This is a genomic window from Rhodococcus sp. IEGM 1351 (assembly GCF_030056875.1).
Classification (GTDB): Bacteria; Actinomycetota; Actinomycetes; order Mycobacteriales; family Mycobacteriaceae; genus Rhodococcus_F; species Rhodococcus_F opacus.
On sequence record NZ_JASHKU010000001.1, the window covers coordinates 23,888 to 48,377 of the forward strand.

Annotated in this window: 25 protein-coding genes; 14 read left to right on the forward strand and 11 right to left on the reverse strand. The window is 67.3% G+C overall.

Features of this window, described 5'->3' with window-relative positions:
* Position 1: 1 nt before the first annotated feature.
* Entirely contained in the window at positions 2-532 is a 531-nt protein-coding gene (locus QM806_RS00140; protein WP_065490011.1) for a nitrobindin family protein, read from the reverse strand.
* A gap of 107 nt (positions 533-639) precedes the next feature.
* Here QM806_RS00140 and QM806_RS00145 point away from each other — a divergent pair, with 107 nt between their 5' ends.
* Positions 640-1,857, forward strand: coding sequence for an arginine deiminase (locus QM806_RS00145; RefSeq protein WP_005563072.1), 1,218 nt, complete (start codon positions 640-642; stop codon positions 1,855-1,857).
* Positions 1,858-1,925: 68 nt separating this feature from the next.
* Here the strand turns inward: QM806_RS00145 and arsC are convergent, their stop codons facing one another.
* On the reverse strand, positions 1,926-2,273 hold the full coding sequence (arsC, locus tag QM806_RS00150) for an arsenate reductase (glutaredoxin) (RefSeq protein ID WP_479560622.1): 348 nt from the start codon (positions 2,271-2,273) through the stop codon (positions 1,926-1,928).
* A gap of 95 nt (positions 2,274-2,368) precedes the next feature.
* Between arsC and QM806_RS00155 the strand changes: the two genes are divergently transcribed.
* From QM806_RS00155 to QM806_RS00170, 4 genes are all read left to right on the forward strand, one after another.
* Entirely contained in the window at positions 2,369-3,052 is a 684-nt protein-coding gene (locus QM806_RS00155) for an SDR family oxidoreductase (protein ID WP_005563063.1), read from the forward strand.
* A gap of 58 nt (positions 3,053-3,110) precedes the next feature.
* The gene (locus QM806_RS00160) at positions 3,111-3,485 is read left to right on the forward strand and encodes a GntR family transcriptional regulator (protein ID WP_005563062.1); all 375 of its coding nucleotides are present in this window, start codon (positions 3,111-3,113) and stop codon (positions 3,483-3,485) included.
* 65 nt (positions 3,486-3,550) lie between these two features.
* Positions 3,551-3,982, forward strand: a complete 432-nt coding sequence (locus tag QM806_RS00165; protein ID WP_005563060.1) for a DoxX family protein — start codon at positions 3,551-3,553, stop codon at positions 3,980-3,982.
* A gap of 90 nt (positions 3,983-4,072) precedes the next feature.
* Complete coding sequence (locus QM806_RS00170; protein ID WP_502943820.1) at positions 4,073-5,704, forward strand: BCCT family transporter; 1,632 nt, start codon at positions 4,073-4,075, stop codon at positions 5,702-5,704.
* An 89-nt stretch (positions 5,705-5,793) separates the two neighbouring features.
* On the opposite strand, the gene QM806_RS00175 is transcribed toward QM806_RS00170, so the two are convergent.
* Positions 5,794-7,302 carry a dolichyl-phosphate-mannose--protein mannosyltransferase gene (locus QM806_RS00175; protein WP_005255423.1) on the reverse strand — a complete coding sequence of 503 codons (1,509 nt, stop codon included), beginning with the start codon at positions 7,300-7,302 and terminating at the stop codon, positions 5,794-5,796.
* A gap of 74 nt (positions 7,303-7,376) precedes the next feature.
* Between QM806_RS00175 and rsmI the strand changes: the two genes are divergently transcribed.
* Entirely contained in the window at positions 7,377-8,207 is an 831-nt protein-coding gene (gene rsmI, locus QM806_RS00180) for a 16S rRNA (cytidine(1402)-2'-O)-methyltransferase (protein ID WP_054248094.1), read from the forward strand.
* A 14-nt stretch (positions 8,208-8,221) separates the two neighbouring features.
* On the opposite strand, the gene QM806_RS00185 is transcribed toward rsmI, so the two are convergent.
* The 3 genes from QM806_RS00185 to QM806_RS00195 form a co-directional block, all read right to left on the reverse strand.
* A complete protein-coding gene (locus tag QM806_RS00185; RefSeq protein WP_081315296.1) occupies positions 8,222-9,397 on the reverse strand; it encodes a DUF2786 domain-containing protein in 1,176 nt (391 codons plus the stop codon).
* A gap of 108 nt (positions 9,398-9,505) precedes the next feature.
* Positions 9,506-11,065, reverse strand: a complete 1,560-nt coding sequence (gene metG / locus QM806_RS00190) for a methionine--tRNA ligase (RefSeq protein WP_065490014.1) — start codon at positions 11,063-11,065, stop codon at positions 9,506-9,508.
* A 53-nt stretch (positions 11,066-11,118) separates the two neighbouring features.
* Entirely contained in the window at positions 11,119-12,018 is a 900-nt protein-coding gene (locus QM806_RS00195; protein ID WP_283290011.1) for an SDR family oxidoreductase, read from the reverse strand.
* Between the two features lie 35 nt (positions 12,019-12,053).
* On the opposite strand from QM806_RS00195, the gene QM806_RS00200 reads away from it, so the two are divergent.
* Together QM806_RS00200 and QM806_RS00205 are read left to right on the forward strand one after the other, a co-directional pair.
* Positions 12,054-12,896, forward strand: a complete 843-nt coding sequence (locus QM806_RS00200) for a TatD family hydrolase (protein ID WP_005561736.1) — start codon at positions 12,054-12,056, stop codon at positions 12,894-12,896.
* Positions 12,897-13,035: 139 nt separating this feature from the next.
* Complete coding sequence (locus QM806_RS00205) at positions 13,036-13,476, forward strand: DoxX family protein (RefSeq protein ID WP_005561737.1); 441 nt, start codon at positions 13,036-13,038, stop codon at positions 13,474-13,476.
* Positions 13,477-13,526: 50 nt separating this feature from the next.
* Here QM806_RS00205 and QM806_RS00210 read toward each other — a convergent pair whose 3' ends face one another.
* Together QM806_RS00210 and QM806_RS00215 are read right to left on the reverse strand one after the other, a co-directional pair.
* Positions 13,527-14,297, reverse strand: a complete 771-nt coding sequence (locus tag QM806_RS00210; protein ID WP_005255433.1) for an amino acid ABC transporter ATP-binding protein — start codon at positions 14,295-14,297, stop codon at positions 13,527-13,529.
* Positions 14,294-15,763 carry an amino acid ABC transporter substrate-binding protein/permease gene (locus tag QM806_RS00215; protein ID WP_372448423.1) on the reverse strand — a complete coding sequence of 490 codons (1,470 nt, stop codon included), beginning with the start codon at positions 15,761-15,763 and terminating at the stop codon, positions 14,294-14,296. The genes QM806_RS00210 and QM806_RS00215 overlap by 4 nt, the downstream gene beginning before the upstream one ends.
* 241 nt (positions 15,764-16,004) lie before the next feature.
* Between QM806_RS00215 and QM806_RS00220 the strand changes: the two genes are divergently transcribed.
* The 4 genes from QM806_RS00220 (at position 16,005) to QM806_RS00235 (ending at position 19,996) form a co-directional block, all read left to right on the forward strand.
* Entirely contained in the window at positions 16,005-17,120 is a 1,116-nt protein-coding gene (locus tag QM806_RS00220) for a resuscitation-promoting factor (protein ID WP_005255438.1), read from the forward strand.
* A gap of 22 nt (positions 17,121-17,142) precedes the next feature.
* The gene (locus QM806_RS00225) at positions 17,143-18,270 is read left to right on the forward strand and encodes a resuscitation-promoting factor (protein WP_005561739.1); all 1,128 of its coding nucleotides are present in this window, start codon (positions 17,143-17,145) and stop codon (positions 18,268-18,270) included.
* Positions 18,271-18,280: 10 nt separating this feature from the next.
* Positions 18,281-19,171, forward strand: a complete 891-nt coding sequence (gene rsmA, locus QM806_RS00230; RefSeq protein ID WP_005255442.1) for a 16S rRNA (adenine(1518)-N(6)/adenine(1519)-N(6))-dimethyltransferase RsmA — start codon at positions 18,281-18,283, stop codon at positions 19,169-19,171.
* 621 nt (positions 19,172-19,792) lie between these two features.
* Positions 19,793-19,996, forward strand: a complete 204-nt coding sequence (locus QM806_RS00235) for a cold-shock protein (protein ID WP_005255446.1) — start codon at positions 19,793-19,795, stop codon at positions 19,994-19,996.
* An 89-nt stretch (positions 19,997-20,085) separates the two neighbouring features.
* Here QM806_RS00235 and QM806_RS00240 read toward each other — a convergent pair whose 3' ends face one another.
* Together QM806_RS00240 and QM806_RS00245 are read right to left on the reverse strand one after the other, a co-directional pair.
* Positions 20,086-20,520 (reverse strand): hypothetical protein, encoded by a 435-nt coding sequence (locus QM806_RS00240; protein WP_005255447.1) that lies wholly within the window; start codon positions 20,518-20,520, stop codon positions 20,086-20,088.
* Between the two features lie 107 nt (positions 20,521-20,627).
* The gene (locus tag QM806_RS00245) at positions 20,628-21,596 is read right to left on the reverse strand and encodes a helix-turn-helix transcriptional regulator (protein ID WP_005561741.1); all 969 of its coding nucleotides are present in this window, start codon (positions 21,594-21,596) and stop codon (positions 20,628-20,630) included.
* 227 nt (positions 21,597-21,823) lie between these two features.
* Between QM806_RS00245 and QM806_RS00250 the strand changes: the two genes are divergently transcribed.
* On the forward strand, positions 21,824-22,666 hold the full coding sequence (locus QM806_RS00250) for a YdcF family protein (RefSeq protein ID WP_005238742.1): 843 nt from the start codon (positions 21,824-21,826) through the stop codon (positions 22,664-22,666).
* Here the strand turns inward: QM806_RS00250 and dctA are convergent.
* The gene (gene dctA / locus QM806_RS00255; RefSeq protein WP_169692939.1) at positions 22,660-24,045 is read right to left on the reverse strand and encodes a C4-dicarboxylate transporter DctA; all 1,386 of its coding nucleotides are present in this window, start codon (positions 24,043-24,045) and stop codon (positions 22,660-22,662) included. The two genes, QM806_RS00250 and dctA, sit on opposite strands and share 7 nt — an antisense overlap.
* A 138-nt stretch (positions 24,046-24,183) precedes the next feature.
* Between dctA and QM806_RS00260 the strand changes: the two genes are divergently transcribed.
* Positions 24,184-24,486: an urease subunit gamma gene (locus tag QM806_RS00260; RefSeq protein ID WP_005255454.1), complete on the forward strand. Its 303-nt coding sequence runs from the start codon at positions 24,184-24,186 to the stop codon at positions 24,484-24,486.
* The last annotated feature ends 4 nt before the right edge of the window (positions 24,487-24,490 follow it).

Genomic DNA, 24,490 nt, shown 5'->3' on the forward strand with positions numbered 1-24,490 from the left:
GTCAGTCGCGGCGGAGATGTCCGTGCAGGTGGTGCGTGAGCGGAGTCAGGTCGTGCGCCATCCACAGGTCGTACGTGAGGTCGCCGCCGCGCACCGACAACTGTCGCCGGATGCTGTGCACCGGTTTCGCGTCCGGCGACGCGCTCAGCGCCACCATCGACAACTCGATGGTCCCCTCCCGGATCTGACCACGGTGGATCTCGGTGAATCCGGTCGGCTGGGCCACGAGCAGTTCCGCCTCGTCCTCGGCGACGAGCCGCAGGAACCCGGACTCCGAGTGCAGCGGCCGCCCGCTGCCCGCCTCCCGTGTCCGAGACCGGTACGCCAGGAACGGTTTACCGGTGGGGGCGAATTCGATCTCCTCGGTGTACGCGAAGTTGTCGATCGTCGGGTACGCGCCCTCCCCCTCGCCGCGCCACAGACCGGCGAACGGTGCCAGGGCGGAGGGAACGGACGGAAGTGGGGGCGTGTTCGCAGACGAACTCGCCGCCGCATCCGAGTGCGCCGGCGAGAGAGTCGAGTTCTCGTCCATGAGATACCTCCGCCGTTTCACGGTACTCGCCTGCGGCGCCGAGGGACACGGTCGGCCGCGAAGTGTTTGAGCGTGCCTGCCGGGCCCGCCGGCATTACCGTCTAGACATGAACGCGTCCGGTTCTGCACCGCTGGGGGCCAACTCCGAAGTCGGGCAGCTGCGTGCCGTCCTCCTGCACCGGCCCGGGGACGAACTGAAGCGGCTCACGCCCCGCAACAACGACCAACTGCTCTTCGACGGACTGCCCTGGGTGGACCGCGCGCAGGAAGAGCACGACGCGTTCGCAGACCTCCTGCGCTGCCGCGGCGTCGAGGTCCTGCTGCTGTCCGACCTGCTCACCGAGACACTCGGCGCCAGCGGCGCCGCCCGCATACAGGGCATCGGCGCAGCCGTCGACCCGCGCAAACTCGGGCACACCCTGGCGCAGGAACTGGCCGCGCACCTCCGCGGTGTCCCGGCCCCCGAACTCTCCACCATCCTCACCGCGGGGATGACCTTCGACGAACTGCCCGTCGCGGCCAACACGGCGTCGCTGGTCCGGCGCATGCACCACGGCGGCGACTTCGTCATCGACCCGCTGCCCAACCTGCTGTTCACCCGGGACTCGTCGTTCTGGATCGGACCCCGCGTGGCGATCACGTCCCTCGCCCTGCCCGCCCGCGTCCGCGAGACGTCCCTCACCGACATCATCTACGCCCATCACCCGCGTTTCCGTGGCGCCCGGCGCGCCTACGAATCCCACACGGCTCCCGTCGAAGGCGGCGACGTCCTGCTCCTCGCACCGGGAGTCGTCGCCGTCGGAGTGGGGGAGCGCACCACGCCGGCAGGCGCCGAGGCGTTGGCGCGCAGCGTCTTCGAGGACGAACTGGCACACACCGTGCTGGTGGTCCCCATCGCGCAGGCCAGGGCGTCGATGCACCTCGACACCGTCTGCACGATGGTCGACCACGACGCCGTCGTGATGTACCCGATCATTCAGGACACGCTGTCGGCGTTCACCATTCACCGCGAGGACAAGGGCGTGTCGATCCGCGGAGCGGACCCGTTCCTGGCCGCCGCCGCCGAGGCCATGGGCATCGGCAAACTGCGCGTCATCGACACCGGACTCGACAACGTCACCGCCGAACGCGAGCAATGGGACGACGGAAACAACACGCTCGCACTCGCACCCGGCGTCGTCGTCGCGTACGAACGGAACGTCGAGACCAACGCCCGGCTCGAGGCGTCGGGAATCGAGGTACTGCGGATCGCCGGTTCCGAACTCGGGTCGGGCCGCGGCGGACCCCGCTGCATGTCCTGTCCGGTGGCCCGCGACCCGCTGTAGGCGGCTCCGCCGCCCGTGCGCCTTTCTGGTAGTCGGAGCAACCAGAAAGGCGCACGGGCGCGCAGCGCCTAGAGGACCTCGCGGACCTTCTCGGCCGGGCGGGCGAGGACGGTGCCCTTGTCCGTCACGACGATCGGTCGCTCGATGAGGATGGGGTTGTCCACCATCGCCTCCAGCAGTTCGTCCTCGGACGCCTCGGCGAGCCCGAGCTCCTTGAAGACGGCCTCCTTCTTACGGATCGCCTCGCTCGGCTTCAGCCCGGCGTCGTCGAGAAGTTTGCACAACCCGTCCCGTGAGGGCGGGGTCTCGAGGTACTTCACGACGGCCGGCTCGATGCCCGCGTCCCGGATCAGTCCGAGGACGGTGCGGGACGTGTTGCATCGCTGGTTGTGGTAGATGGTCGCGGTGTTCGCCATACCCGACATTCTGCACCGGGGAACAAACCCGCCCGCAGGGAGCGCTGAAGGAGAGGAGTAACTAGTGAATAGTCGACGAAAGAGGGAGACCGATCATGGCCGAACACAGGGACGCGACCCCGCAGCGCATCGTCATCGCGGGTGGACACGGGAAAATCGCCCGTCACCTCATCAAGATTCTCACCGCGCGCGGTGACCGAGCGGTCGCGCTGATCCGCAACCCCGATCACGAGCACGAGGTGGCGGCGCTCGGCGCCGAACCGGTGGTGATCGATCTGGAGACGGCGAGCGCGGACGACGTGGCGAAGACGCTCGTCGGTGCGGACGCCGCGGTCTTCGCCGCAGGCGCAGGCCCGGGCAGCGGTATCGCCCGCAAGGACACCGTCGATCGCGGGGCCGCGGTTCTCCTCGCGGACGCCGCCGAGAAGGCGGGAACGCGGCGATTCATCCAGATCAGTTCGTTCGGGGCGGGGGAGCCGATCCCCGAGGGCACCGACGACGTGTTCGCGGCCTACCTCGTCGCGAAGACGGCCGCCGAGGAAGACCTGCGCGCCCGGACCCACCTCGATTGGACGATTCTCCGCCCGGGCGGTCTGCTCGACGACGACCCGACGGGTCACGTCACGCTCACTCCGCCTCCTCTCGAGCGCGGCACCGTCCCGCGCGCCGACGTCGCCGCAGTGATCGCGGCGCTTCTGGATCACCCGGAGACTGCGAAGAAGACGCTCATGCTGACGTCCGGTCCGACACCGATCGAGGAGGCCGTCGCCGCGGTGTAAGCATTGCGGCGCCGCAACCGCGCAACTACGGTCTGATACAACGCGTGGAACAACGGAGGTGGCGCCGGCCGTGGACATCGACATCGATCCGGATTCGTCGACCGCCCCGTTCGACCAGTTGCGATTACAGATCATCGAGCAGGTGCGCAGTGGGCAGCTGATCGCGGGAACGAAGATACCCACAGTCCGCGCGCTCGCCGTCGAGGTGGGTCTCGCACCGAACACGGTCGCCAAGGCGTACCGGGAACTCGGCGAGCAGGGTGTCATCGAAACCCGGGGCAAGCAGGGCACGTTCATCGCGAGCGGCGGTGACCCCATTCGCGCCCGGGCCGAGAAGGCCGCAACAGGGTATGTGCAGGAACTGCGGAAGCTGGGGGTGTCCGACGAGGAGATCCTCGGCTTCGTGCAGTCCGCTCTCCGCGGCGCCGAATGAGGTCGGTGCCGTCTCCAGAAGGTGTGACCCCAGAAGGTGTGACCCCAGAAAGGTAGACGCTCGGTATGGCTTCCGCACTCTTCCGCGACCTCGCACTACTGATTGCCCGGATCGGACTCGGCGTCGTCTTCGTCGCGCACGGCTGGCAGAAGTTCTTCGACTACGGAGTGAAGGCCACACAGGCGTCGTTCGCGGACATGGGCATCCCACTGCCCGACATTTCGGCTGTTGCGGCCGCCACTATCGAACTCGCGGGTGGATTTGCTCTCATCGTGGGAGTGGCCACACCGATCGCCGGAATCCTGCTGTTTCTCAACATGCTCGGAGCGCTGATTCTGGTGCACGCGGACAAGGGCGTCTTCGTCGCGAACGGAGGGTACGAACTCGTCGTCGCACTCGGCGTCGGGTCGCTACTTCTCGCCGTGATCGGTGCCGGACGCCTCAGCATCGACGGGCTTCTCGGAAGAGGCTCGGGATGGGGAAAAACCGCAGCGTAACGATGCCGTAGGCTGGGTCTCGATTCGGTGTGAAGCGATGGGCTAGCTTGCTTTTACCATCGAAAATGACCAACGTAGTTGTTCATGGCAATGAATACGGATCTGCCTGATCAAGGTTCCGAGACCGCCGACGCGAGCGTCGGCGGAGGGCTCAAACGGGTCGGTGTTCGCACCGACCGCGTCGTGTTCTCCGCCGCTGCCGCCGCGGTCTCGGCAATCGTCGTCTGGGGGCTCGTGGCCCCCGACAATCTCGACTCCACGACCGGCAAGGCACTCGACTGGCTGGTCACCGACATGGGCTGGTTGTTCGTCCTGTCGGCGAGCGGGTTCGTCCTCTTCTCACTGTGGCTCGCGTTCAGCAAGTTCGGTCACATCCCGCTCGGAAAGGACGGCGAGCAGCCCGAGTTCCGGACGGTCAGCTGGATCGCGATGATGTTCAGCGCCGGCATGGGCATCGGACTGATGTTCTTCGGTGTCGCCGAACCGCTCGCGCACTACGTGACACCCCCTCCGGGTTCCAACGGTGGCATCGGAACTGCGATGGCCACCACCATGTTCCACTGGAGCCTGCACCCCTGGGCGATGTACGCGGTTGTCGGACTGTCGATCGCGTACGGCTCGTACCGCAAGGGTCGCAAGCAGCTGTTCAGCTCCGCCTTCATCCCGCTGCTCGGCCGTCGCGCCGAGGGGCCGATCGGCAAGTTCATCGACGTTCTCGCGATCTTCGCGACGCTGTTCGGCACCGCCGCTTCGCTGGGCCTCGGCGCACTACAGATCGGGTCCGGTTTCCAGGTTGTCGGGTGGATGTCGGAGGTCAGCACGTTTCTGCTGGTCGCGATCGTCGCCCTGCTGACCCTCGCGTTCGTGGCATCCGCTGTGTCGGGTGTCGCGAAGGGAATTCAGTGGCTCTCCAACACCAACATGGTGCTCGCCGTCATCCTGGCCCTCTTCGTGTTCGTCGTGGGGCCGACGGTCCTGATCCTCAACCTGCTGCCCACCACGATCGGCGCCTACGCCGCGCAGCTCGCGCAGATGTCGGCCCGCACCGGAGCGTCGTCCGATCCGGCGACCGGCGAATGGTTGTCCTCGTGGACCATCTTCTACTGGGCGTGGTGGATCTCCTGGACCCCGTTCGTCGGCATGTTCCTGGCACGCATCAGCCGTGGCCGGACCATCCGCCAGTTCGTGGTCGGCGTGATCGTGGTGCCGAGCGCCGTGAGCCTCGTGTGGTTCGCGATCTTCGGTGGTGCCGGAATCAGCGAGCAGCGTGACGGAATCGACCTCGCCGGACAGGACACCCAGGAGGGTCAGCTGTTCGGCATGCTCAATCACCTGCCGCTCACCGGCATCACGACCGTCCTGGTGATGATCCTCGTGGGGATCTTCTTCGTCTCCGGCGCCGACGCCGCATCGATGGTGATGGGCACCCTGTCGCAGCGCGGTTCGCTGGAACCGCAGCGCTGGGTGGTCGTGTTCTGGGGTGTGCTCACCGGAGGCGTGGCCGCGCTCATCCTGTGGACCGGCGGCGACACCGCGCTGGACGGACTGCAGACGATGACGATCATCGCCGCGGCGCCGTTCGTCCTCGTTATGATCGGGTTGTGTTTCTCGCTCTACAAGGATCTGTCACGCGACCAGATGATCGTCGACGGCCGGGAGATGCGGAGAGAGATGCGGAGAGTGGCGGCCAAACGTCGTCGCGACCGGATCTCGTCCCGCTAGAGAAACAGTCTGCGAGCCGCTCGGTGTCCCACGGGACCCGGGCGGCTCGACTCATTCCGGGGTCAGCGCCAGCTGGGATAATTCCGGGGTCAGCGCCAGCTGGGAAGCCACAGTTGGTGCTGCCACGTGTCCGGGGTGATCGGGACGGCCGTGAGGATCGGCCACAACCAGATGAAGTTGGCGACCACGAGCCCCACATAGAGGCAGACGGCGAGCAGGCCGGTGGTCCGGCGTTCGAACGACGCCTTCGCGCTTCCCAGGATGTCGCCCAGGACCAGCGCGAGACCCATCACCATGAACGGCGCCAGCGCCACCGCATAGAAGTAGTACATCTGGCGGTCCAGGGTGGTCAGCCACGGCAGGAACGCGGCGCCGTAGGCGGTGAGGACGGTGGCGTACCGCCAGTCCTTCCGCACCACGGTCTGCCACAGCGCCCACGCGAGCATCGGCAGTGCCAGCCACCACATGGCGGGCGTCCCGATGAGCATGACGGCCTTGACGCAACTCGACGCTCCGCAGCCGGTGACGTGATCGCCCTCGGCGAAGTAGTACAGCATCGGGCGCAGACCCATCGGCCACGTCCACGGCTTCGACTCCCACGGGTGATGATTGCCCGCCGAATTGGTGAGGCCTTCGTGGAACTCGAGGACGTTGCCGCTGTAGTACCACAGCGAGCGGAGCGCGCCCGGCACGAACGACCAGGGGCCGCCCGTCCCGATCTCGTTGCCCACGGCATGCCGGTCCACGCCGGTCTCGCTGGCGAACCACGCCCAGTAGCTGGCGAGATACACGAACAGTGGCACGACGACGAGCGCGTACAGCGCCGGGCCCACGTCGCGGACGCCGGCACCGAACCACGGGCGCCGCACCCCGTAGGCGCGTCGGGCCGACACGTCGAATGCGACGCTGAGCAGCCCGAAGAACACGATGAAGTAGACGCCCGACCATTTGGTGCCGCACGCGAGACCCAGCATGATCCCGGCGCCGAATCGCCACCAGCGCACACCGAGGCGTGGGCCCCAGTCGCTGTCGCCGATCCGGCCCTCGTCGTATACGCGGGCCATCCGCTCGCGGACCTGGTCGCGGTCCACGATCAGGCAGCCCAGAGCGGCGACGGCGAACAGTGCCAGGAAGATGTCGAGCATGCCGAGCCGGGAGGACACGAACGTGACGCCGTCCGCGACCAGCAGGATCCCGGCGAGGCCGCCGATCAGAGTGGATCGGGTGAGCCGGCGGACGATGCGGATCACCAGGAGGACCATGATCGTGCCCGCCACCGCGGAGGCGAAACGCCAACCCCAGCCGTTGTAGCCGAAGATCGCCTCGCCCATCGCGATCAGCTGTTTGCCGATCGGCGGATGCACCACCAGCCCGTAACCGGGATTGTCCTCGAGCCAGCCGCCGGTGAGCACCTGCCAGCCCTGCGGCGCGTAGTGCTTCTCGTCGAACACGGGAGTGCCCGCGTCCGTCGGGTAACCGAGCATCGTGAACCGGGTGATCGCCGCGATCGCCGTGACGAACAGGGTGACCACCCAGCCGCGGGCACGGTCGACTGGACCGAAGTCGGGGGGCGGCACGAGCGGCGCCGGTCCGACCATGGACGGCTGTCGTGCGGAGGGCGTCGGTCGCTCGTCCGTCAGCATCGTCACGCCGCAATCGTAGGCTGTGGGTCATGACTGGTCGCCTAGTGCTCGCCGCAACACCGATGGGGGACGTGGGTGACGCCTCGCCGAGGCTGCGTACGGCGCTGGAGACGGCAGACGTCGTCGCCGCCGAGGACACCCGCCGCACCAAAGCCCTCGCCTCCGCTCTCGACGTGACGATCACCGGCAAGGTCGTCAGCTTCTACGACCAGGTCGAGACGGCCCGGCTGCCCGCGCTCGTCGCCGATGTCGCGTCCGGCAAGACCGTTCTCCTCGTCACCGACGCCGGCATGCCCTCGGTCAGCGACCCCGGGTACCGGCTGGTGTCGGCGTGCGTGGCCGAGGATCTGGCGGTGACGTGCCTGCCCGGACCGTCGGCCGTGACGACGGCGCTCGCGCTGTCCGGGCTGCCCGTCGAACGGTTCTGCTTCGACGGCTTCCCACCCCGGAAGCAGGGCCAGCGCAAGACGTGGTTGCAGGCACTGGTCGCCGAGCAACGCGCCTGCGTGTTCTTCGAGGCGCCGCACCGGCTCGCCGACTGCCTGGCCGACGCGGTCGAGGTGCTCGGTGGAACCCGCCGCGCCGCCGTCTGCCGGGAACTGACCAAGACGTACGAGGAGGTCCGCCGCGGCACCCTCGCCGAGCTCGCCGAGTGGGCCGCCGAGGGTGTCCGCGGCGAGATCACGGTGGTGGTGGAGGGTGCCACGCTCGTCGCGTCCGACCCCGCCGACCTCGTCGACGAGGTGGAGCGACTCGTCGCGGACGGCACCCGGCTCAAGGACGCGTGCGCGCTCGTCGCCACCACCGGTGTGTCGAAGCGGGAACTCTACGAAACGGTGCTGGCCTCCCGGAAGGACTAGGCGGCCTGCGAGAGTTACCGCCGGAGGGCACGCTCCCCGGGAGCCAGCGAGGCGTCGTCGGCGGCCGCCTGCCCGGCGTACCAGCCGTTGGCGTCGACGGCCCTGCCGCGCGCCTTCTTGGTACGCGGAAACAGACGGTCGAACTCGGCGTCGACGGCCTCGGACTTGGTGGCCAGAATCGGGAGCAGATCGTCGACGGGAATCGACGCCTCGTCGGCGGCTTCGGCCGTGGCCCGGCTGTCGGCGTCGCGTAACCGCTGCCCGATGCGACTGGCGAAGCCCGCGAGGAAACCCTTGCGGAACGACGTGGTGCGGGAACCACTGCGACTGTCGGCGTCCGCGAATTGCATTGCGCGCGTCGCCTGCACGAGCAGCGACGTGAACAGCATGTCGACCTGCTGGAGGTCGAGGGGGGTTCCGACCACGGTCGCGATGGCGAGGGAACTGAACCACACGGTGCGCACCCGGTTGGAGTCGCCGATCTCGGTGAGAAGGTGCACCTTCTCCTTGACGTACGGATTCTCCAGGTGGATGCGGCGACTGTGCACCGCCGTGTTGCCCACCCCGTTCTGGGTGTGGAGGAGAGCGGCGTTGATCGCGTAGCGCGTCATCAATTCCTGCGCCTTCGCGGTGAAGATCTCCGCCTCCTCCGCGAAATCGGTGGCCTCGGCCTTCGCGAGCAAACCGCGGATCCTGTTGAGCACCTTCGCGTCGGCCTCGGTCTCGCCCGGCACCGCCGCGGCCGTGTCGGCGACCCGCACGACCGGCCACGTCGACGGCGGGGGAGCGAGCACCGTCCAGCCGGGCAGATTCGTCCACGTCAGCGACAGGTCGGTGAGCTGGTAGACGGAGTGGTACGGGTCTTCGAACAACAGTCCGGCCGCGAGCGCCCGAACGTCGGGACCGTCGACCGGAACCCGCCCCGCCAGGTGCGACGCGCCTGGATACTGCTCGCCGATGGTGCGGAGTTGCTCCACCCAGTCCCGCGGCGCCCGGTGCACGGCGCGCGTGCGCTCCGCCTCGTGCAGCACCAGGGCCGCCGCCAGCGCCGCCTCGGACGGCTCCTTCGATCTCCGCGCCAGATGCACGACGTCGGCGGGCTGCCACCCACGCTCGTACGCGGCCGACAACTCACCCATCAGGGTGTGGACCGCCGCTGCGGCCTGAGGGCTCACTTCGTCGTCGAACACGCGCGCTCCGTTCCCGAATCCACCGTGAGGAGATCGAATGTATGTTCTATTCGGCGTCATGGGGGAGAGTGTGCATGCGGGGTCCGACACGAACGGACCCCGCGTGGATCAGTCCTCCACGTAACGCGGGAACACGCCCGACGGCGCGGGCAACGGGGTGCCCGCCACGATGCGCGTCGGAAGGTCGCTGAACTGCCGCGCATCGGCCTTCTGGCCGAGCAGGTCGAGGATCTTCTCCGCGGCGTCCGGCATCACCGGCTGCACGAGGATGCCGACGATCCGCACCACCTCGAGCGTCACGTACAGCACCGTCGCCATCCGCTCCGGATCCGTCTTCCGCAGAACCCAGGGCTCCTGCTTGGAGAAGTACCGGTTGGTCTCGCCCAGAACCGACCAGATCGTCTCCAGCGCGAGATGCAGTGCCTGCACGTCGTATTCGGCGCGAACCCGCTCGAGCAGCGCATCCGCCTGCGCGAGCATCGCCGTGTCGTCCTCGGTCAGCTCGCCGGGGGCCGGGACCTGGGCGTCGCAGTTCTTCGCGACCATCGACAGCGACCGCTGCGCGAGGTTGCCGAGCTCGTTCGCCAGGTCGGCGTTGATCCGGGTGACGATGGCCTCGTGGCTGTAGCTGCCGTCCTGACCGTAGGAGATCTCGCGGAGCAGGAAGAAGCGCACGGCGTCGAGGCCGTACTGCTCCACCATGGCGACGGGGTCGACGACGTTGCCGACCGACTTCGACATCTTCTCGCCCTTGTTGTAGAGGAATCCGTGCACGAAGACGCGCTTCGGCAACTCGATTCCCGCCGACATCAGGAAGGCCGGCCAGTACACCGTGTGAAACCGGGTGATGTCCTTGCCGATGATGTGCAGGTTCGCCGGCCAGAACTTGCCGAACTGCTCGGAGTCGGTGTCCGGGTAACCCGCGCCGGTCAGGTAGTTGGTGAGCGCGTCCACCCACACGTACATGACGTGCTCGGGATGGTCGGGGACCGGAACGCCCCAGTCGAACGTCGTGCGAGAGATCGACAGGTCCTTCAGCCCGCCCTTGACGAAGCTGACGATCTCGTTGCGCCGCGTCGCAGGTGCGATGAAGTCGGGGTTCTCCTCGTACAGCCGGAGCAGCTTGTCCTGATACTCGGACAGCTTGAAGAAGTACGTGGACTCCTCCGTCCACTCGACCGGGGTGCCCGTCTCGGTGGACAGGCGTGAACCGTCGTCCTGCAGCGTGGTCTCGGCCTCGGTGTAGAACGCCTCGTCGCGGACCGAGTACCAGCCCGAGTACGTGTCGAGGTAGATGTCGCCGTTCGCGAGCATCTTCTGCCAGATCGCTTTGCTGGCTTCTTCGTGATCGGCGTCCGTGGTGCGGATGAACCGGTCGAAGGAGATGTTCAACGTCTTGTCCATGGCCTCGAACACGTCCGAGTTCCGTGCGGCGAGCTCACGGACGTCGATGCCTTCCTTGGCCGCCGTCTGCTGCATCTTCAGGCCGTGCTCGTCGGTTCCCGTCATGAAGTAGACGTCGAACCCGTCCAGGCGCTTGAAGCGTGCGAGGGCGTCGGAGGAGATGTACTCGTAGGCGTGGCCGATGTGCGGGACGCCGTTGGGGTACGCGATCGCCGTCGTCAGATAGAAAGGTGGCCGCGAGGCGGTGGAATCAGCAGCATTCATGGTGCGACCACTCTATCTGCGCGCTGCCGTTTCGTGACGCGCAGATTCGGGTTCTAGGCCGGTCCGGTGTCGTCCTCGTCGGTGACGGCGCGTGACTCGTACGCCGCGCGGGCCGACTTGTTCGTGGACCTGACCTGGTCTGGAACCATCCGGCGGATCGCGAAGTCGCGGGCGAACTGCGGAAAGACGGTGACCAGCCGGGCCAGCGGACCGACGTACCGGGGGATGGTGACCTCGAACCGGGGCCGGTGGATCACCGCGACGACCGTCTTCGCGACGTCGGCCGGCGTAAGCAGTCTTGCCGCGCCCGTCGCGGTTCCGGCCGCGAGTTCGGTGTCGACGACACCGGGCATGATCACCGAGATCCGCACACCAGACCCGCGCAGCTCCTCGCGCACACCGGTCAGGTAGCCGAGGACGCCGTGTTTCGTCGCGGCGTACGTCGACTCGCCGGGTGGTGCGACCTTCGACGCCAGCGACGCCACCGTGACGATCTGGCCGCGGCCGCGGCCGCGCTCACGCATCGCCGGCGCCGCCAGTCTCACCCCGCGAATCACACCGTGCAGGTTGACGGCGAGCTGCCGATCCGTCGCGGAGTCGGGTTCCTCGTCGAACTTCCCGACCCACATCACGCCCGCGTTGTTGACGAGCACGTCGATCGGGCCCCAGTGATCCTCGACGGCTGTGAGGAATGCCGTGAACGACGCGGTGTCGGTGACGTCCAGTTCGAGACCCTCCACCGTCCCGCCCGTCCGGCCGAGTTCGTCCGCCGTCCTGCGGGCGGCGGCGCCGTCGACGTCGCCGATCGCGACCCGGGCGCCGGCCAGCGCCAGCTGTCGGGCGATCTCCCGCCCGATTCCTCTGGCACCGCCGGTCACGGCGATCACGCGGCCGTTCATCGAGCTCGAAGTCATGGACACGGCTCCCTCCCCGTCCGGGAGAAAGTACCGCATGTGACACGTGCGGCGGCGGCGTCGACAATGTCCGCATGAGCAAAGACCGTCCCGCCCCGGAAGCCCCTGCGCCGCTGTTCCCGCTCGTCGATTCGCACACCCACCTCGATGCGTGTGGTGCCTCGGACGCCGCGAGCGTCACGGCGATCGTCGACCGGGCCGCCGCGGTCGGGGTGGAGCGGGTGGTCACGGTGGCCGACGACCTGGCGGCCGCGCAGTTCGCTGTCGACGCGGCGCACTGGGATCCCCGCGTCTACGCGGCCGTGGCCATCCACCCGACGAGGGCGAACGTGCTCGACGACGCGACGAGGGCGGAGATCGAGCGACTCGCCGGCGATCCCCGGGTGGTCGCGGTGGGGGAGACGGGACTCGACTTCTACTGGCCCGGGAAACTCGACGGCTGCGCCACGGTCCCCGAGCAGACCGAGGGCTTCCGCTGGCACATCGACCTCGCGAAGCGGCTCGGCAAGACGCTGATGATCCACAACCGGGAGGCCGACCGGGCGCTGCTGCAAGTGCTGCGCGAGGAGGGTGCGCCGGAGACGGTGATCTTCCACTGCTTCTCCTCGGACGCCGAGATGGCGCGCGAGTGCGTCGACGCCGGTTACGTCCTCAGCTTCTCCGGCACGGTCAGTTTCAAGAACGCGAAGGCCTTGCGGGAAGCGGCCCCACTGGTGCCGTCGGATCAGTTGATCGTCGAGACGGATGCGCCGTTCCTCACTCCGCACCCGTTCCGGGGCGCCCCGAACGAGCCGTACTGCCTGCCGTACACGGTCCGGGCGCTCGCCGAGATCCGTGGCGAGGATCCGGACGACCTGGCGAAGGCGTCCACCGCGACCGCCGAGCGCGTGTACGGCCTCCGGCCCGTGAGTGGTTAGTGAGTCCCTGGACTCGTCGAGCGCGCACAGGGCCGAAGGGCCCTATGTTGAAGTTTCAACTTAGAGAACTTAGGATCGTTGCCTGTTCAACTAACGGTCGTCCCGGTCGCGCGGGGACACCACGATGAAAGGCACATCCATGAACAACCCCGCAGTCCGAAGCCTGGGAATCCTCGTCGCCCGCGTGGGCATCGGCATCATCTTCCTCGCCCACGGCTGGCAGAAGGCCTTCACCAACGGACTCGACGCCACGACCGCCGGCTTCGAGGCCATGGGAGTTCCGGTTCCCGGCATCTCGGCATTCCTCGCGACGTGGATCGAGCTGATCGGCGGAATCGCACTCATCATCGGAGCGGCCGTCCCGATCTTCGGCATCCTGCTCTTCCTCGACATGGTCGGCGCCTTCTTCCTCGTGCACGCCGACAAGGGAATCTTCGCGAGCGAGGGCGGCTACGAGCTGGTGCTGGCGCTGGGCGTCGGCGCACTGCTGCTCGCCGTCGTAGGATCGGGCCGATTCGGTGTCGACGGACTGCTCGGCGACAAGGTGCCGTGGGCGGCGAAGGAACGCGCCACCGTCTGACCCCCATGTGAGTGGCGAAGCGTCCCCCGGCACGCTTCGCCACTCACGTGTCAGAGGACCTTGTTCAGGAAGTCCTGGGTACGGGACTGCTGCGGGTCGCCGAAGATCTGCTCCGGAGTTCCCTCCTCCACCACGTAGCCGTCCGCCATGAAGATCACCCGGTCGGACACCTCGCGGGCGAAGCCCATCTCGTGCGTGACCACGACCATCGTCATGCCGCCCTTCGCGAGGTCGCGCAGAACCTGCAGCACCTCGCCCACCATCTCGGGGTCCAGCGCGCTGGTGGCCTCGTCGAACAGCATGATGTCCGGGTTCATCGCCAGGGCCCGCGCGATCGCGACGCGCTGTTTCTGCCCACCGGACAGGTTCGCCGGCTTCGCGTCCGCCTTCTCCGCCAACCCGACCTGCTCGAGCAGCCGAACCGCCGTTGCCCGCGCCTCGTCCTTGGAGGCGCGCTTGGTCTGCACGGGCGCGAGCATCACGTTCTCGATCGCCGTCATGTGCGGGAACAGGTTGAAGTGCTGGAAGACCATGCCGATGTGCTGACGCACCCGGTCGATGTCGATCTTCTTGTCGCTCACGTCGAACCCGTCGACCACGACCTTGCCGTCCGTGATGTCCTCGAGCCGGTTGAGGCAGCGCAGGAACGTGCTCTTGCCGGAGCCCGAGGGGCCGATCACGCAGACCACTTCACCGCTCGCGATGTCGACGTCGATGCCCTTGAGGACCTCGTTGTCGCCGAACGACTTCTTCAGGCCCTTCACCCGAATCTTCGGGTCGGCGGTCTCGGCCTTGTTCTCTGTCACCGGTGTCTCGGTCACTTGTTGATCCTCTTCTCGAGCCGGTTCGACAGCTTCGTCAACGCCATGATGATGATGAAATACATCACACCGATGATCAGCCACATGTTGAAGGACTGGAAGTTGCGGGCGATGATGATCCGCCCGGTCTGAGTGAGCTCGGCGAGCCCGATCACGGACAGGATCGACGTGTCCTTCAGCGTGATCACGAACTGGTTGATGTACGACGGGATCATCGTCCGCACGGCCTGCGGCATCACGACCTTCTGCATCGACTTCAGGTAGCTGATGCCGAGGCTCCGCGACGCTTCCATCTGGCCCTTGTCGACGGACAGGATGCCGCCGCGCACGATCTCGGCCATGTACGCGCCTGCGTTGAGGCTCAGCGTGATGATGCCCGCCGTGAACGCCGACATCTGGAAGTCCAGTGCCGCCGGGATGCCGAAGTAGATGAAGAACGCCTGCACCAGCAGCGGGGTGCCGCGGAACACGTCGACGTAGGTGGTGCCGATGCCGCGCAGGACGATGTTGGTCGACACCCGGAACAGGCCGAAGATCGCGCCGAGGACGAGCGCGATGGCGATCGAGACCACGGTCAGGACGATCGTGAGCCACAGGCCCTCGAGTAGCAGCGGGTAGGTGCTCTTGATCAGGCCCAGGATCGAGTTGTCGTCGTCGGATGCGTCGGAGTTGAGGTAGGTGTCGAGGATCTCGTCGTACTGGCCGCTGGCCTTCAGGTTGGCGAGCCCGGTGTTGAACTCTTGCAGGAGCTGCGGGTTCTGGCCCTTCGCGACGGCGAACCCGTAGCTGGCGCCGGGGACCTTGTCGGTGACCGTCTTGAAGCCGTTGCCCTGCTTGATGCCGTAGGCGAGGACGGGGTAGTCCTCGAACACGGCCGCCGAGTTACCCGTGCGGACCTCGTCGAACATGCTCGACGAGTCGGCGAAGTACTTGGTGGTGAAGCCGTACTGGTCCTTGATGGACTCCGCGTACGTGGCGCCCTCGGTGCCGTTCTTGACCGCGACGGACTTGCCGCGCAGGTCCTCGTACGAGGTGATCGAGTCGTTGCTCTCGAGCACGCCCATCTGCACGCCCGACTCGAAGTACGGATCGGAGAAGTCGAACGTCGCCTTGCGGGCGTCGGTGATCGACATGCCGGCGATCATGCCGTTGGCCTGACCGCCCGTGACCGCCTGGAGCGCGGCGTCGAATCCGACGGGGTTGACCTGGTAGGTGAACCCCTGGTCCTCGGCGATGGCGGCGAGGAGGTCCATGTCGATTCCGACGAGCTTGCCGCTCTCGTCCTGGAACTCGAACGGGGCGAACGTGATGTCGGTGGCGATCGTGTAGTTGTTGCCCGGAGCGGGCTCTTGTGCGCCGGCGAGGCCGGGCGCGACGAGTGTGACGAGCAGCGTCAGCGCGGCGATCACCGCGGGCACTCTCGGACGTCTGACGAGTCTCAGAAGTCGATCGGATCTGCTGCGCACGGAACCCCAGCTTTCTCAGTCGGTAGTGCCCGGTCGCTTCCGGGCCTCTTGGTGCATGTCGCAAGATACTGCGTTTCGCACGTGGTCCGGACCAGAAGCGTTTCGCCGCGGTGAAGTGAAAACTGTCCCCGATCTCAACCTTTTCGTGATCTCGCACGCAGGTCGTAGCGGCAAAGTTGCCAGACCATCGCCGATTCGTTACCGTACCGTGATCAAACCTTCGCCAGCCTTGGGATTTCATGTGTCGCCTTTAGCCAGAATCAACAACGCCAAATCGCCCCTTCTCTACGTAGTCGTCGCGGCACTGCTCGCGACGCTCGTCGTGGGCGGTGCGCTGGCAGTGGCGCGGCACAAGACCGTCACGCTCGACGTCGACGGCGAGACCATCTCGCTCGGCACGATGGCCTCCGACGTCGGCGGCGCGCTCGACGACGCCGGATACACCGTCAGCGAGCGTGACGCGGTCGCCCCCGCTGCCGACGCGTCGCTCTCCGACGGCGACACCGTGGTGTTGCGGCGTGCCCGCGAGATCGACCTCACGGTCGACGGGCAGCCGAAGACCGTGTGGACCACCGCCCTCACCGTCGACGACGCGCTGAAGCAGTTCGAACTCGCCGACGACGTCCACGTCTCGGCGTCCCGCTCCGAGCGCCTGCCGCTGGAGGGCACCGCGCTCGAGGTCGTCAACGCCAAGCTCGTCAAGGTCGCCGACGGCGGCGCACCGCTCACGGACGTCCGACTGGCAGCCCCCACCGTCGGTGCGCTCCTCGCGGCCAACGGCGCGCCGCTCGAGCAGGCCGACACGGTCGTTCCACCCGCCGACGCCCCCGTCGTCGAAGGCGCCGAGATCCACGTGACCCGCGACCGCACCGAGACGCGCACCGAGACGCTGCCCATCGCACCGCCCGAGAATCGCGTCGAGGATCCCGCGCTCGACAAGGGCAAGACCGTCGTCGAGAACCCCGGAGTCCCCGGCGAGCGCACCGTCACCGCATCCGTGAAGACGGTCAACGGTGTCGAGGCCGGACGTCAGGAACTCAGCTCGCAGGTGCTCCGCGAGCCCGCGCCGGCACTGGTCAAGGTCGGCGTGAAGGAACTCGCCATCTCCAACGCCTCCACCTGGGATTCGATCGCGCACTGCGAGGCCACCGGCAACTGGGCCATCAACACCGGCAACGGATTCTTCGGCGGACTGCAGTTCACCCAGAGCACCTGGGAAGCGTTCGGCGGAAGCCAGTACGCCGCCCGCGCCGACCTCGCATCCCGCGAACAGCAGATCTCCGTCGCCGAGAAGGTCCAGGCGGCGCAGGGCTGGGGCGCATGGCCCGCGTGCACCAGCAAGCTCGGACTCCGCTGACGGTCTGAAGTAAAGGAACACGATGTCGCCCTTCGCGAAGATCAATTCGGCTCGCTCGCCGCTGCTCTACGCCGTGGTGGCCCTGCTTCTCGCCACACTGATCGCAGGCGGAGTGATGGCCGTGGTCCGGCACAAGAACGTCACACTCGACGTGGACGGCGAGAAGATCTCGCTGAGCACCATGACCACGAGCGTCGACGCCGCACTGTCCGACGCCGGGTACTCGATCAGCGACCGCGACGTCGTGGCGCCGGAGCGCGACGCGACCCTGTCCGACGGGGACACCGTGGTGCTGCGCCGCGCGCGTGAGGTGTCGTTGACGGTGGACGGTCAGCCCAAGACGGTGTGGACCACCGCGCTCACCGTCGAGGACGCACTGAAGCAGTTCGAACTCGGCGAGGACGTGCACGTGTCCGCGTCCCGTTCGCAGCGACTCCCGCTCGACGGTGCGGCCCTCGACGTGCTCAATCCGCTCGTCGTCAAGCTCGCCGACGGCGCGCTGCCGGTCACCGACGTGCGCATGGCCGCGCCGACGGTCGGGGACTTCCTCGCCGCGCACGGCGCGCCGCTGGAGCAGGCCGACACCGTCGTCCCGGCCGCGGACACGCCGCTGACCGACGGCATGGACGTGACCGTCACGCGCGACCGCACCGAGACGAAGGTCGAGACGTTGCCGCTGGCTCCGGAGGAGCAGCGCATCGAGGACCCGACGATGAACAAGAGCCGCACCGTGGTCGAGAATCCGGGACTGCCCGGTGTCCAGGATGTCACGTTCGCGGTCAACACCGTCAACGGCAAGGAAGTCGGACGCAGCCAGGTGTCCGCGACGGTCACGACGCCGGCACAGCCGAAGGTGATCCGCGTCGGCGCGAAGCCGGGCACCGAGGTGCCGCCCGTCGAGAACGGTTCGGTGTGGGATGCGCTCGCGCAGTGCGAGGCCACCGGCAACTGGGCCATCAACACCGGCAACGGATTCTTCGGCGGCGTCCAGTTCGACCAGAACACGTGGGAACGTCAGGGCGGACTCAAGTACGCGCCGCGCGCCGACCTCGCCACCCGTGAGGAGCAGATCGCCGTCGCGTCGAAGACGCAGAAGACGCAGGGCTGGGGAGCGTGGCCGTCGTGCTCGGGCAGGCTCGGCGTGCGTTAAAGTTCGCCTGGTGTCCGAAGCCGAAGTACCCCCCGTCGCTCGCGGTCAGGCCGCACTCCTCGGCCCCGCCGAGGTGCGCGCGTTAGCCGAGGAGTTCGGCGTGCGCCCCACCAAGCAGCTGGGGCAGAACTTCGTGCACGACGCCAACACGGTGCGCCGCATCGTCGCGACCGCGGGCGTGGGACGCGAGGACACGGTGCTCGAGGTCGGTCCCGGGCTCGGTTCGCTGACGTTGGCCCTACTCGATGTCGTCGACAAGGTGATCGCCGTCGAGATCGACCCCAACCTCGCGGCACGGCTGCCGGTCACGGTCGCCGACCGTGCACCGGAACTCGCGGACCGGCTGACCGTGGTCGGCGCGGACGCGATGCGGGTCAAGCCGTCCGAGATCCCCGGTGAGCCCACGGCTCTCGTTGCGAACCTGCCGTACAACGTGGCGGTGCCCGTGCTGCTGCATCTGTTCTCCGAACTTCCCAGTCTCCGAACCGCTCTGGTGATGGTGCAGGCCGAGGTCGCCGACCGGCTGGCGGCGTCCCCGGGCAGCAAGATCTACGGTGTGCCGAGCGTGAAGGCCAATTTCTTCGGCGCCGTGCGACGCGCGGGCGCCGTCGGGCGCGCGGTGTTCTGGCCCGTCCCGAAGGTCGAGTCGGGTCTGGTGCGCATCGACCGGTACGCCGAACCGCCGTGGCCCGTCGACGACGAACACCGCCGCCGCGTGTTCGCCGTCATCGATGCGGCTTTCGCTCAGCGCCGCAAGACTTTACGAGCCGCGCTCGGTGGTTGGGCGGGTTCGCCCGCGGAGGCGGAGCGGCGACTGCTCGAGGCCGGCATCGCACCGTCCACCCGCGGCGAGACCCTCGACGCCGCGGCCTTCGTGCGTCTCGCCGCCACCCAGCCGTGAGTACTTGTTAACCGCGGGACGTTGATAAGTACTCACAGGGGGGGCACCCCACGGTCATCGGCATTCCGCCGTTCTCGACGGTGCAGGGTCAGACGTGGCCGGTTCCGGGACGACCGGGGTCGGCGCTCGTCCGCTCGAATGCCTACGCGGGGCTGACCGATGTGCACGGTGAACTCCTGGTCGGCTGGGTCGATATGAATACCGGGCCTCGGGTTCGTACCGGGTGAGCAAGAACTTTCCGCAGTTCGCCGGCTTCTACGACGAGCGCGTCGTGCCCACCGGCAGCGGGACCGTCGTGGTGTCGGTGACGGGGAGCGTAACCGTCTCCCCGGTCAGGGTGCGCCGTGGGCGCCGGACGGGATCGTGGCACCCGTTGCTCCCGGTGTGTACGCCAATTTCATTACCTGACCTGCGCAAGTTCAGCCCGGGGGAGACAACCGACCGGATGTGTGGTTCACTATTGGAGGTCGTAAGTTTTGTGTTTGTGTTTCCCACGCTCGCAAATCGATGGTTGCGAGCGTTTGGACGTCCTCCACAGGAATTGTCATAGACGGTCGTGTTCAATGACCCAGGTAACCGAGCCGGTTGCTTGAAGAAGTTACTGTGTTAGAGGAGATTTACATGGCAGAGGGCATCGTGAAGTGGTTCAACTCCGAGAAGGGGTTCGGCTTCATCGCCCCCGAGGATGGCAGCGCTGACGTGTTCGTCCATTACTCGGAGATCCAGAGCGGCGGCTTCCGCACGCTCGAGGAGAATCAGCGCGTTTCGTTCGAGATCGGCCAGGGCAACAAGGGCCCGCAGGCCACCGGCGTCACCCTGATCTGAGAACGGCCATGACTTCCCGGTTCGCCGGGACATGACGTTCGAGCAAGGCCCCACTCGTCAGAGTGGGGCCTTGACTCGTTTCCGACCGACTACGCGGACCGCAGGTGAGCGGCCTGATACCCGAGATTCATCGCGCAGACGAGCCAGAGTTGCAGCGCGGAATTCTCCGACGGACCGAACAGCCCGATCACCGCAGCGGCTCCGAGTGCGGCGGCGACGAAGAACGTGGCCGTGCCGAGTGCCCGCCGGGGCCTCGACGAGAAGATCACCACACCCGTGACGAAGAGCGCCCACAGAGTGGTGGCGAGGATGGTCGTGGCGACGAACCAGGCCGTCGAATACCTGCTCGGCCACGTCCACGGCTGGGTTCCGTTGTCGAGGGTGCACACGAACGCCAACGAGAACGCCATGATCACCACCGTTGCGCCCCCGAGCGCCAGATGGCCCCCGACGAGCACCTTCCCGACTGTTCCCGCCCCCGCAGGCGCCCGCGCGCGCCCCTCCTCGACAATCGTGTGCTGCATCCCCGACTACCCCGACCCTTCCTTGTCGTCACCTGGTTGGACGCCGCGCAGGACCGTTCGGTTCCCACGGATTTTCGGTCCGCGGTGACGGCTGAACGGCGTCTCGGTCAGGCGTTACCGTAGCGGTCGGCGAAGAGGCGGTGACGCTCACCCACCCGTCGGCACTCTTCGCGCAGCTCAGGAGGGTCGAGGACGGTGAAGTCGACGCCGAATGCGCTGAGCCAGTTGGCTATCGACGGCACGGAGTCGCCGCCGAGCGCCACCGCGCATCGTCCGTCGGGCATTTCTTCGAGAGTTCCCCAGTCTTCGTGGACCAGGGTCGCCATCTCGTCGATCGACGCGTGCAGCAGTACCCGTGCGCGGATCCGGGTGACGGCCCGGTTGATTCCGTGTGCGACGAATTCGGCAGCGCCGCCGGGCGGCAGTTCACGGGGTACGAACCTCGGTCCCGTCGGGATCTTCGGTGTCAGGCGGTCCACCCGGAACGACCGCCAGTCCGCGCGGGTGAGGTCCCAGGCGACGAGGTACCAACGCAGCCCTGACCGGACGAGCCGGTACGGCTCCACTTCACGCCGGCTCTCGGTGCCGTCGTGGGTGCTGTAGTCGAATCGGAGTCGTTCGTGGTTGTGGCACACCGAGGCGACGGCCGACAGGACCTGCGCGTCGACGGCGCTCTTCGCGGGCTCGCGGTGGACCACGTCGACCTGCAGCGCCTCGAGGCGGTGTCGCAGCCGGGACGGCATCACCTGCCGGAGTTTGGTGAGCGCTCGCATCGACGCCTCCCCGATGCCGACCACGGAGCCGGTCGCGCCGGACTGCAGGCCGAGTGCGACGGCCAGGACTTCCTCGTCGTCGAGCAGCAGGGGCGGCATCTCCGCGCCCGCGCCGAGCTGGTAGCCACCGCCCACCCCGACCGTCGCGTCGACGGGGTACCCGAGGTCGCGGAGTTTCTCCACGTCTCGCCGAACCGTGCGTGGGGTGATGCCGAGCCGGTCGGCGAGTTCTGCCCCGGACCAGTCTTTTCGGGTCTGGAGCAGGGACAGCAGCCGGAGGAGTCGTGCCGAAGTTTCCCGCATGCACCTCAGGATGCCATCGATAGAGGACATCTTCTGTCCTCTATTGATGGCGGGTAACGGTAAGTAACGATTTTCCCACCAGCCCCACGAGTGTCACTACACTGGCGCCGACGCTCCACGGACCATCGCATGTGTACTTCGTGAAAATCCGACGGAAAGGTCTCAGCGTGACGCAGTTTCGTGTTCGGCCCATTTCTTCAGCAGTCAGGGCGCTGCTCGCCACCGTCATGACCGCCGCCTTCTGCCTGGCGCTGGCGGTCTCCACCACCGCGACGGCGTCCGCCTCGGCCGCCGACCTCTTCAACAGCGCGCAGGGCAGATTCGCCGCAGGTGACACCCGTGGCGCCCTCGCGGACATCGGTGGCGCCGTCGCCGGAGAACCAGGCGACACCAATGCGCTGGCGTTGCAGGCCATCTACGCCGACGCCGCGGGCGACCTGATCACCCGGGAGACGGCGCTCGCCCGGCTCGGCGCGATGGACGGTGGGATGCGCGCCGGCGTCGACGGGATGTTGAACGCGATCAGAATTGCGTCGTTCACGCCCCCGAACCCACTTCCGGCCATCCAGGGTCCGTCCACCGCGATCATCGTCCTCGGCTTCGGACTGCTCCCCGACGGTGCGATGCGACCGGAATTGATCAACCGTCTGCAGGCCGCGCTCGTCCAGTCGTGGGCCTCGCCGATGTCGCCGATCATCGTCACCGGCGGCAACCCGCAGAACGGCATCACCGAGGCGGCCGCGATGCAGGGGTGGTTGCAGTCGCACGGTGTCCCGGCGCAACGCATCCACCCCGAGCATCGTGCCGGCTCGACGGTGGGCAACGCGCTCAACTCGGTTCCGCTGGCCCGCTCGCTCGGTGCGGGCGGCGCGATCATCGTGACGTCGGCCAACCACATCCGCAGGGCAACGGTCGATTTCAACGTCGCCGGACTGCCGGTGGTCGGGGCGATGAGCGCGATCACCAGCGCCGGTCAGCTGATCGCCGAAGTCATGCCCCTGACCAAGGATCAGCAACTCGGCATGTACCGCGACGCGATCAGGGTGTTCGGCATCCCGGCCGGCTACTGACGCGACTCGTACTCGGCCACGACCGGCGGCTGCTCGACGGGATCCGCGCCGCCGGGGCCGAGCTTTCCGTGGATGGCGTCCTGCATCTTCTGCTTGTCCAGCTGGCCTTCCCAGTTCGAGACGACGAACGTGGCGACACAGTTGCCGAGGAGGTTCACGAACACACGCATCGAGTCCATGATCCGGTCGGCGCCGAGCAGCACCGCGACCGCCGCGACGGGGAAGATTCCGAGCGCGGTCGCGGTCGCCGACAGCGCGAGGAACGACGACCCGGGTACGCCCGCCATGCCTTTCGACGTGAGGAGCAGGATGAACAGCGCGCCGAGCTGGTCGGCGACGGACAGGTCGTGGCCGGTGGCCTGGGCGAGGAACAGGGTCGAGATGGACAGATAGATCGCGGCGCCGTCGAGGTTGAACGAGTATCCGGTCGGCACCACGAGCCCGGTCGCGGCCTGCGAGTTCCCGGCACCGACGAGCTTGGTCATGATGCGGGGAAGCACTGCCTCGGACGAGGCGGTTCCCAGCGCGAGACCGAACTCCTCCTTGGTGTAGCGGATGAACGTGAAGATGTTCAGTCCCACGGCGAACTTCGCAATGAGTGCGAGGACGAGGACGAACAGGGCTCCGGCGAGGTAGCAGCACGCGATGAGCGCGGCGAAGCTCCCGAGGGTGGAGATTCCGTACTGGCCGATGATGAACGCCATCGCGCCGAATGCGCCGATCGGGGCGAGCCGCATGATCCAGCCGATGATCATGAAGATGATGTGGCTGAGGTGGTCGACGAATTCGAGGACCAGCGGGGGCCCGTGCTCGCCGTACTTGGCCAGCGCGATACCGAAGAGCACCGCGAACAAGAGGACCTGCAGCAACATGTTGTCGGCGAATGCGCCCACCACGCTGGTCGGGACGATGTCCATGAGGAACTCGACGGCGCCGGGGAGTTCACCACCGCCGGTTTTCTCCGCGATCTGCTCGGTGCCGTCGGCGAGGGTGGCCGGGTCGATGTCGAATCCGGCGCCGGGCTTGACGATGTTGCCCATCACCAGCCCGAAGAGCAGCGCGAACCCGGTGACGGCGGTGAAGTAGATCAGTGCCTTCACGCCGATCCGTCCGACGGCCTTGACGTCGCCGACCTTGGCGATTCCCGTCACGACCACCGTGAAGATCAACGGCGCGATGAGCATCTTGATGAGCTTGATGAACGTGTCGCCGATCGGTTTGAGCTCCGACCCCACGGTCGGCCACAGCCAGCCGAGGGTGATGCCGCCGACGATTCCGACGAGGAGCTGGACGAACAGGTTGGTGTACCAGGGCGATCGCGTCCGGGTTGTCGACGCGTCGCCGCCGGGTGGGGGATGGGCGGCAGTGGAGATGGCCATGGGGGAACGCTAGGAAGGCGCTGTGACGGGTTCGTGTCACGAATGTTTCCGCGGTGAGAACGGCGGCCGTTCCGGGCGTGGGCGGTGCCACACTGCAGTTCGTGGCAGTATTGCGACGCACCGACCGCAGGAGGACACATGCGCTTGTCGCCCCACGAGCAGGAGCGTCTGCTCCTGAGCTACGCCGCGGAACTCGCGCGCAGGCGCCGGCAACGCGGCCTCGTGTTGAACCACCCGGAGGCGGTGGCCCTCATCACGGATCACATCCTCGAGGGGGCCCGCGACGGCCGGTCGGTGGCGGAGCTGATGGTGTCCGGTCGTGAGGTGCTCACCCGGGCGGACGTGATGGAAGGCGTCCCGGAGATGCTGCACGACGTGCAGGTGGAGGCCACGTTCCCGGACGGCACCAAGCTCGTCACCGTCCACGATCCGATTGCGTAGGGGT

Bases quoted from the DNA above. Each gene is read 5' to 3' on its own strand.
- dctA (WP_169692939.1), bottom strand. From the start codon at position 24,045: ATGGCCATCTCCACTGCCGCCCATCCCCCACCCGGCGGCGACGCGTCG.
- QM806_RS00165 (WP_005563060.1), top strand. From the start codon at position 3,551: ATGGCTTCCGCACTCTTCCGCGACCTCGCACTACTGATTGCCCGGATC.
- QM806_RS00250 (WP_005238742.1), top strand. From the start codon at position 21,824: ATGACCGCCGCCTTCTGCCTGGCGCTGGCGGTCTCCACCACCGCGACG.
- QM806_RS00175 (WP_005255423.1), bottom strand. From the start codon at position 7,302: ATGGTCGGACCGGCGCCGCTCGTGCCGCCCCCCGACTTCGGTCCAGTC.
- QM806_RS00140 (WP_065490011.1), bottom strand. From the start codon at position 532: ATGGACGAGAACTCGACTCTCTCGCCGGCGCACTCGGATGCGGCGGCG.
- QM806_RS00205 (WP_005561737.1), top strand. From the start codon at position 13,036: ATGAACAACCCCGCAGTCCGAAGCCTGGGAATCCTCGTCGCCCGCGTG.
- QM806_RS00155 (WP_005563063.1), top strand. From the start codon at position 2,369: ATGGCCGAACACAGGGACGCGACCCCGCAGCGCATCGTCATCGCGGGT.
- metG (WP_065490014.1), bottom strand. From the start codon at position 11,065: ATGAATGCTGCTGATTCCACCGCCTCGCGGCCACCTTTCTATCTGACG.
- QM806_RS00200 (WP_005561736.1), top strand. From the start codon at position 12,054: ATGAGCAAAGACCGTCCCGCCCCGGAAGCCCCTGCGCCGCTGTTCCCG.
- QM806_RS00195 (WP_283290011.1), bottom strand. From the start codon at position 12,018: ATGCGGTACTTTCTCCCGGACGGGGAGGGAGCCGTGTCCATGACTTCG.
- arsC (WP_479560622.1), bottom strand. From the start codon at position 2,273: ATGGCGAACACCGCGACCATCTACCACAACCAGCGATGCAACACGTCC.
- QM806_RS00170 (WP_502943820.1), top strand. From the start codon at position 4,073: ATGAATACGGATCTGCCTGATCAAGGTTCCGAGACCGCCGACGCGAGC.
- QM806_RS00145 (WP_005563072.1), top strand. From the start codon at position 640: ATGAACGCGTCCGGTTCTGCACCGCTGGGGGCCAACTCCGAAGTCGGG.
- QM806_RS00260 (WP_005255454.1), top strand. From the start codon at position 24,184: ATGCGCTTGTCGCCCCACGAGCAGGAGCGTCTGCTCCTGAGCTACGCC.
- QM806_RS00245 (WP_005561741.1), bottom strand. From the start codon at position 21,596: ATGCGGGAAACTTCGGCACGACTCCTCCGGCTGCTGTCCCTGCTCCAG.
- QM806_RS00235 (WP_005255446.1), top strand. From the start codon at position 19,793: ATGGCAGAGGGCATCGTGAAGTGGTTCAACTCCGAGAAGGGGTTCGGC.
- QM806_RS00240 (WP_005255447.1), bottom strand. From the start codon at position 20,520: ATGCAGCACACGATTGTCGAGGAGGGGCGCGCGCGGGCGCCTGCGGGG.
- QM806_RS00225 (WP_005561739.1), top strand. From the start codon at position 17,143: ATGTCGCCCTTCGCGAAGATCAATTCGGCTCGCTCGCCGCTGCTCTAC.
- rsmI (WP_054248094.1), top strand. From the start codon at position 7,377: ATGACTGGTCGCCTAGTGCTCGCCGCAACACCGATGGGGGACGTGGGT.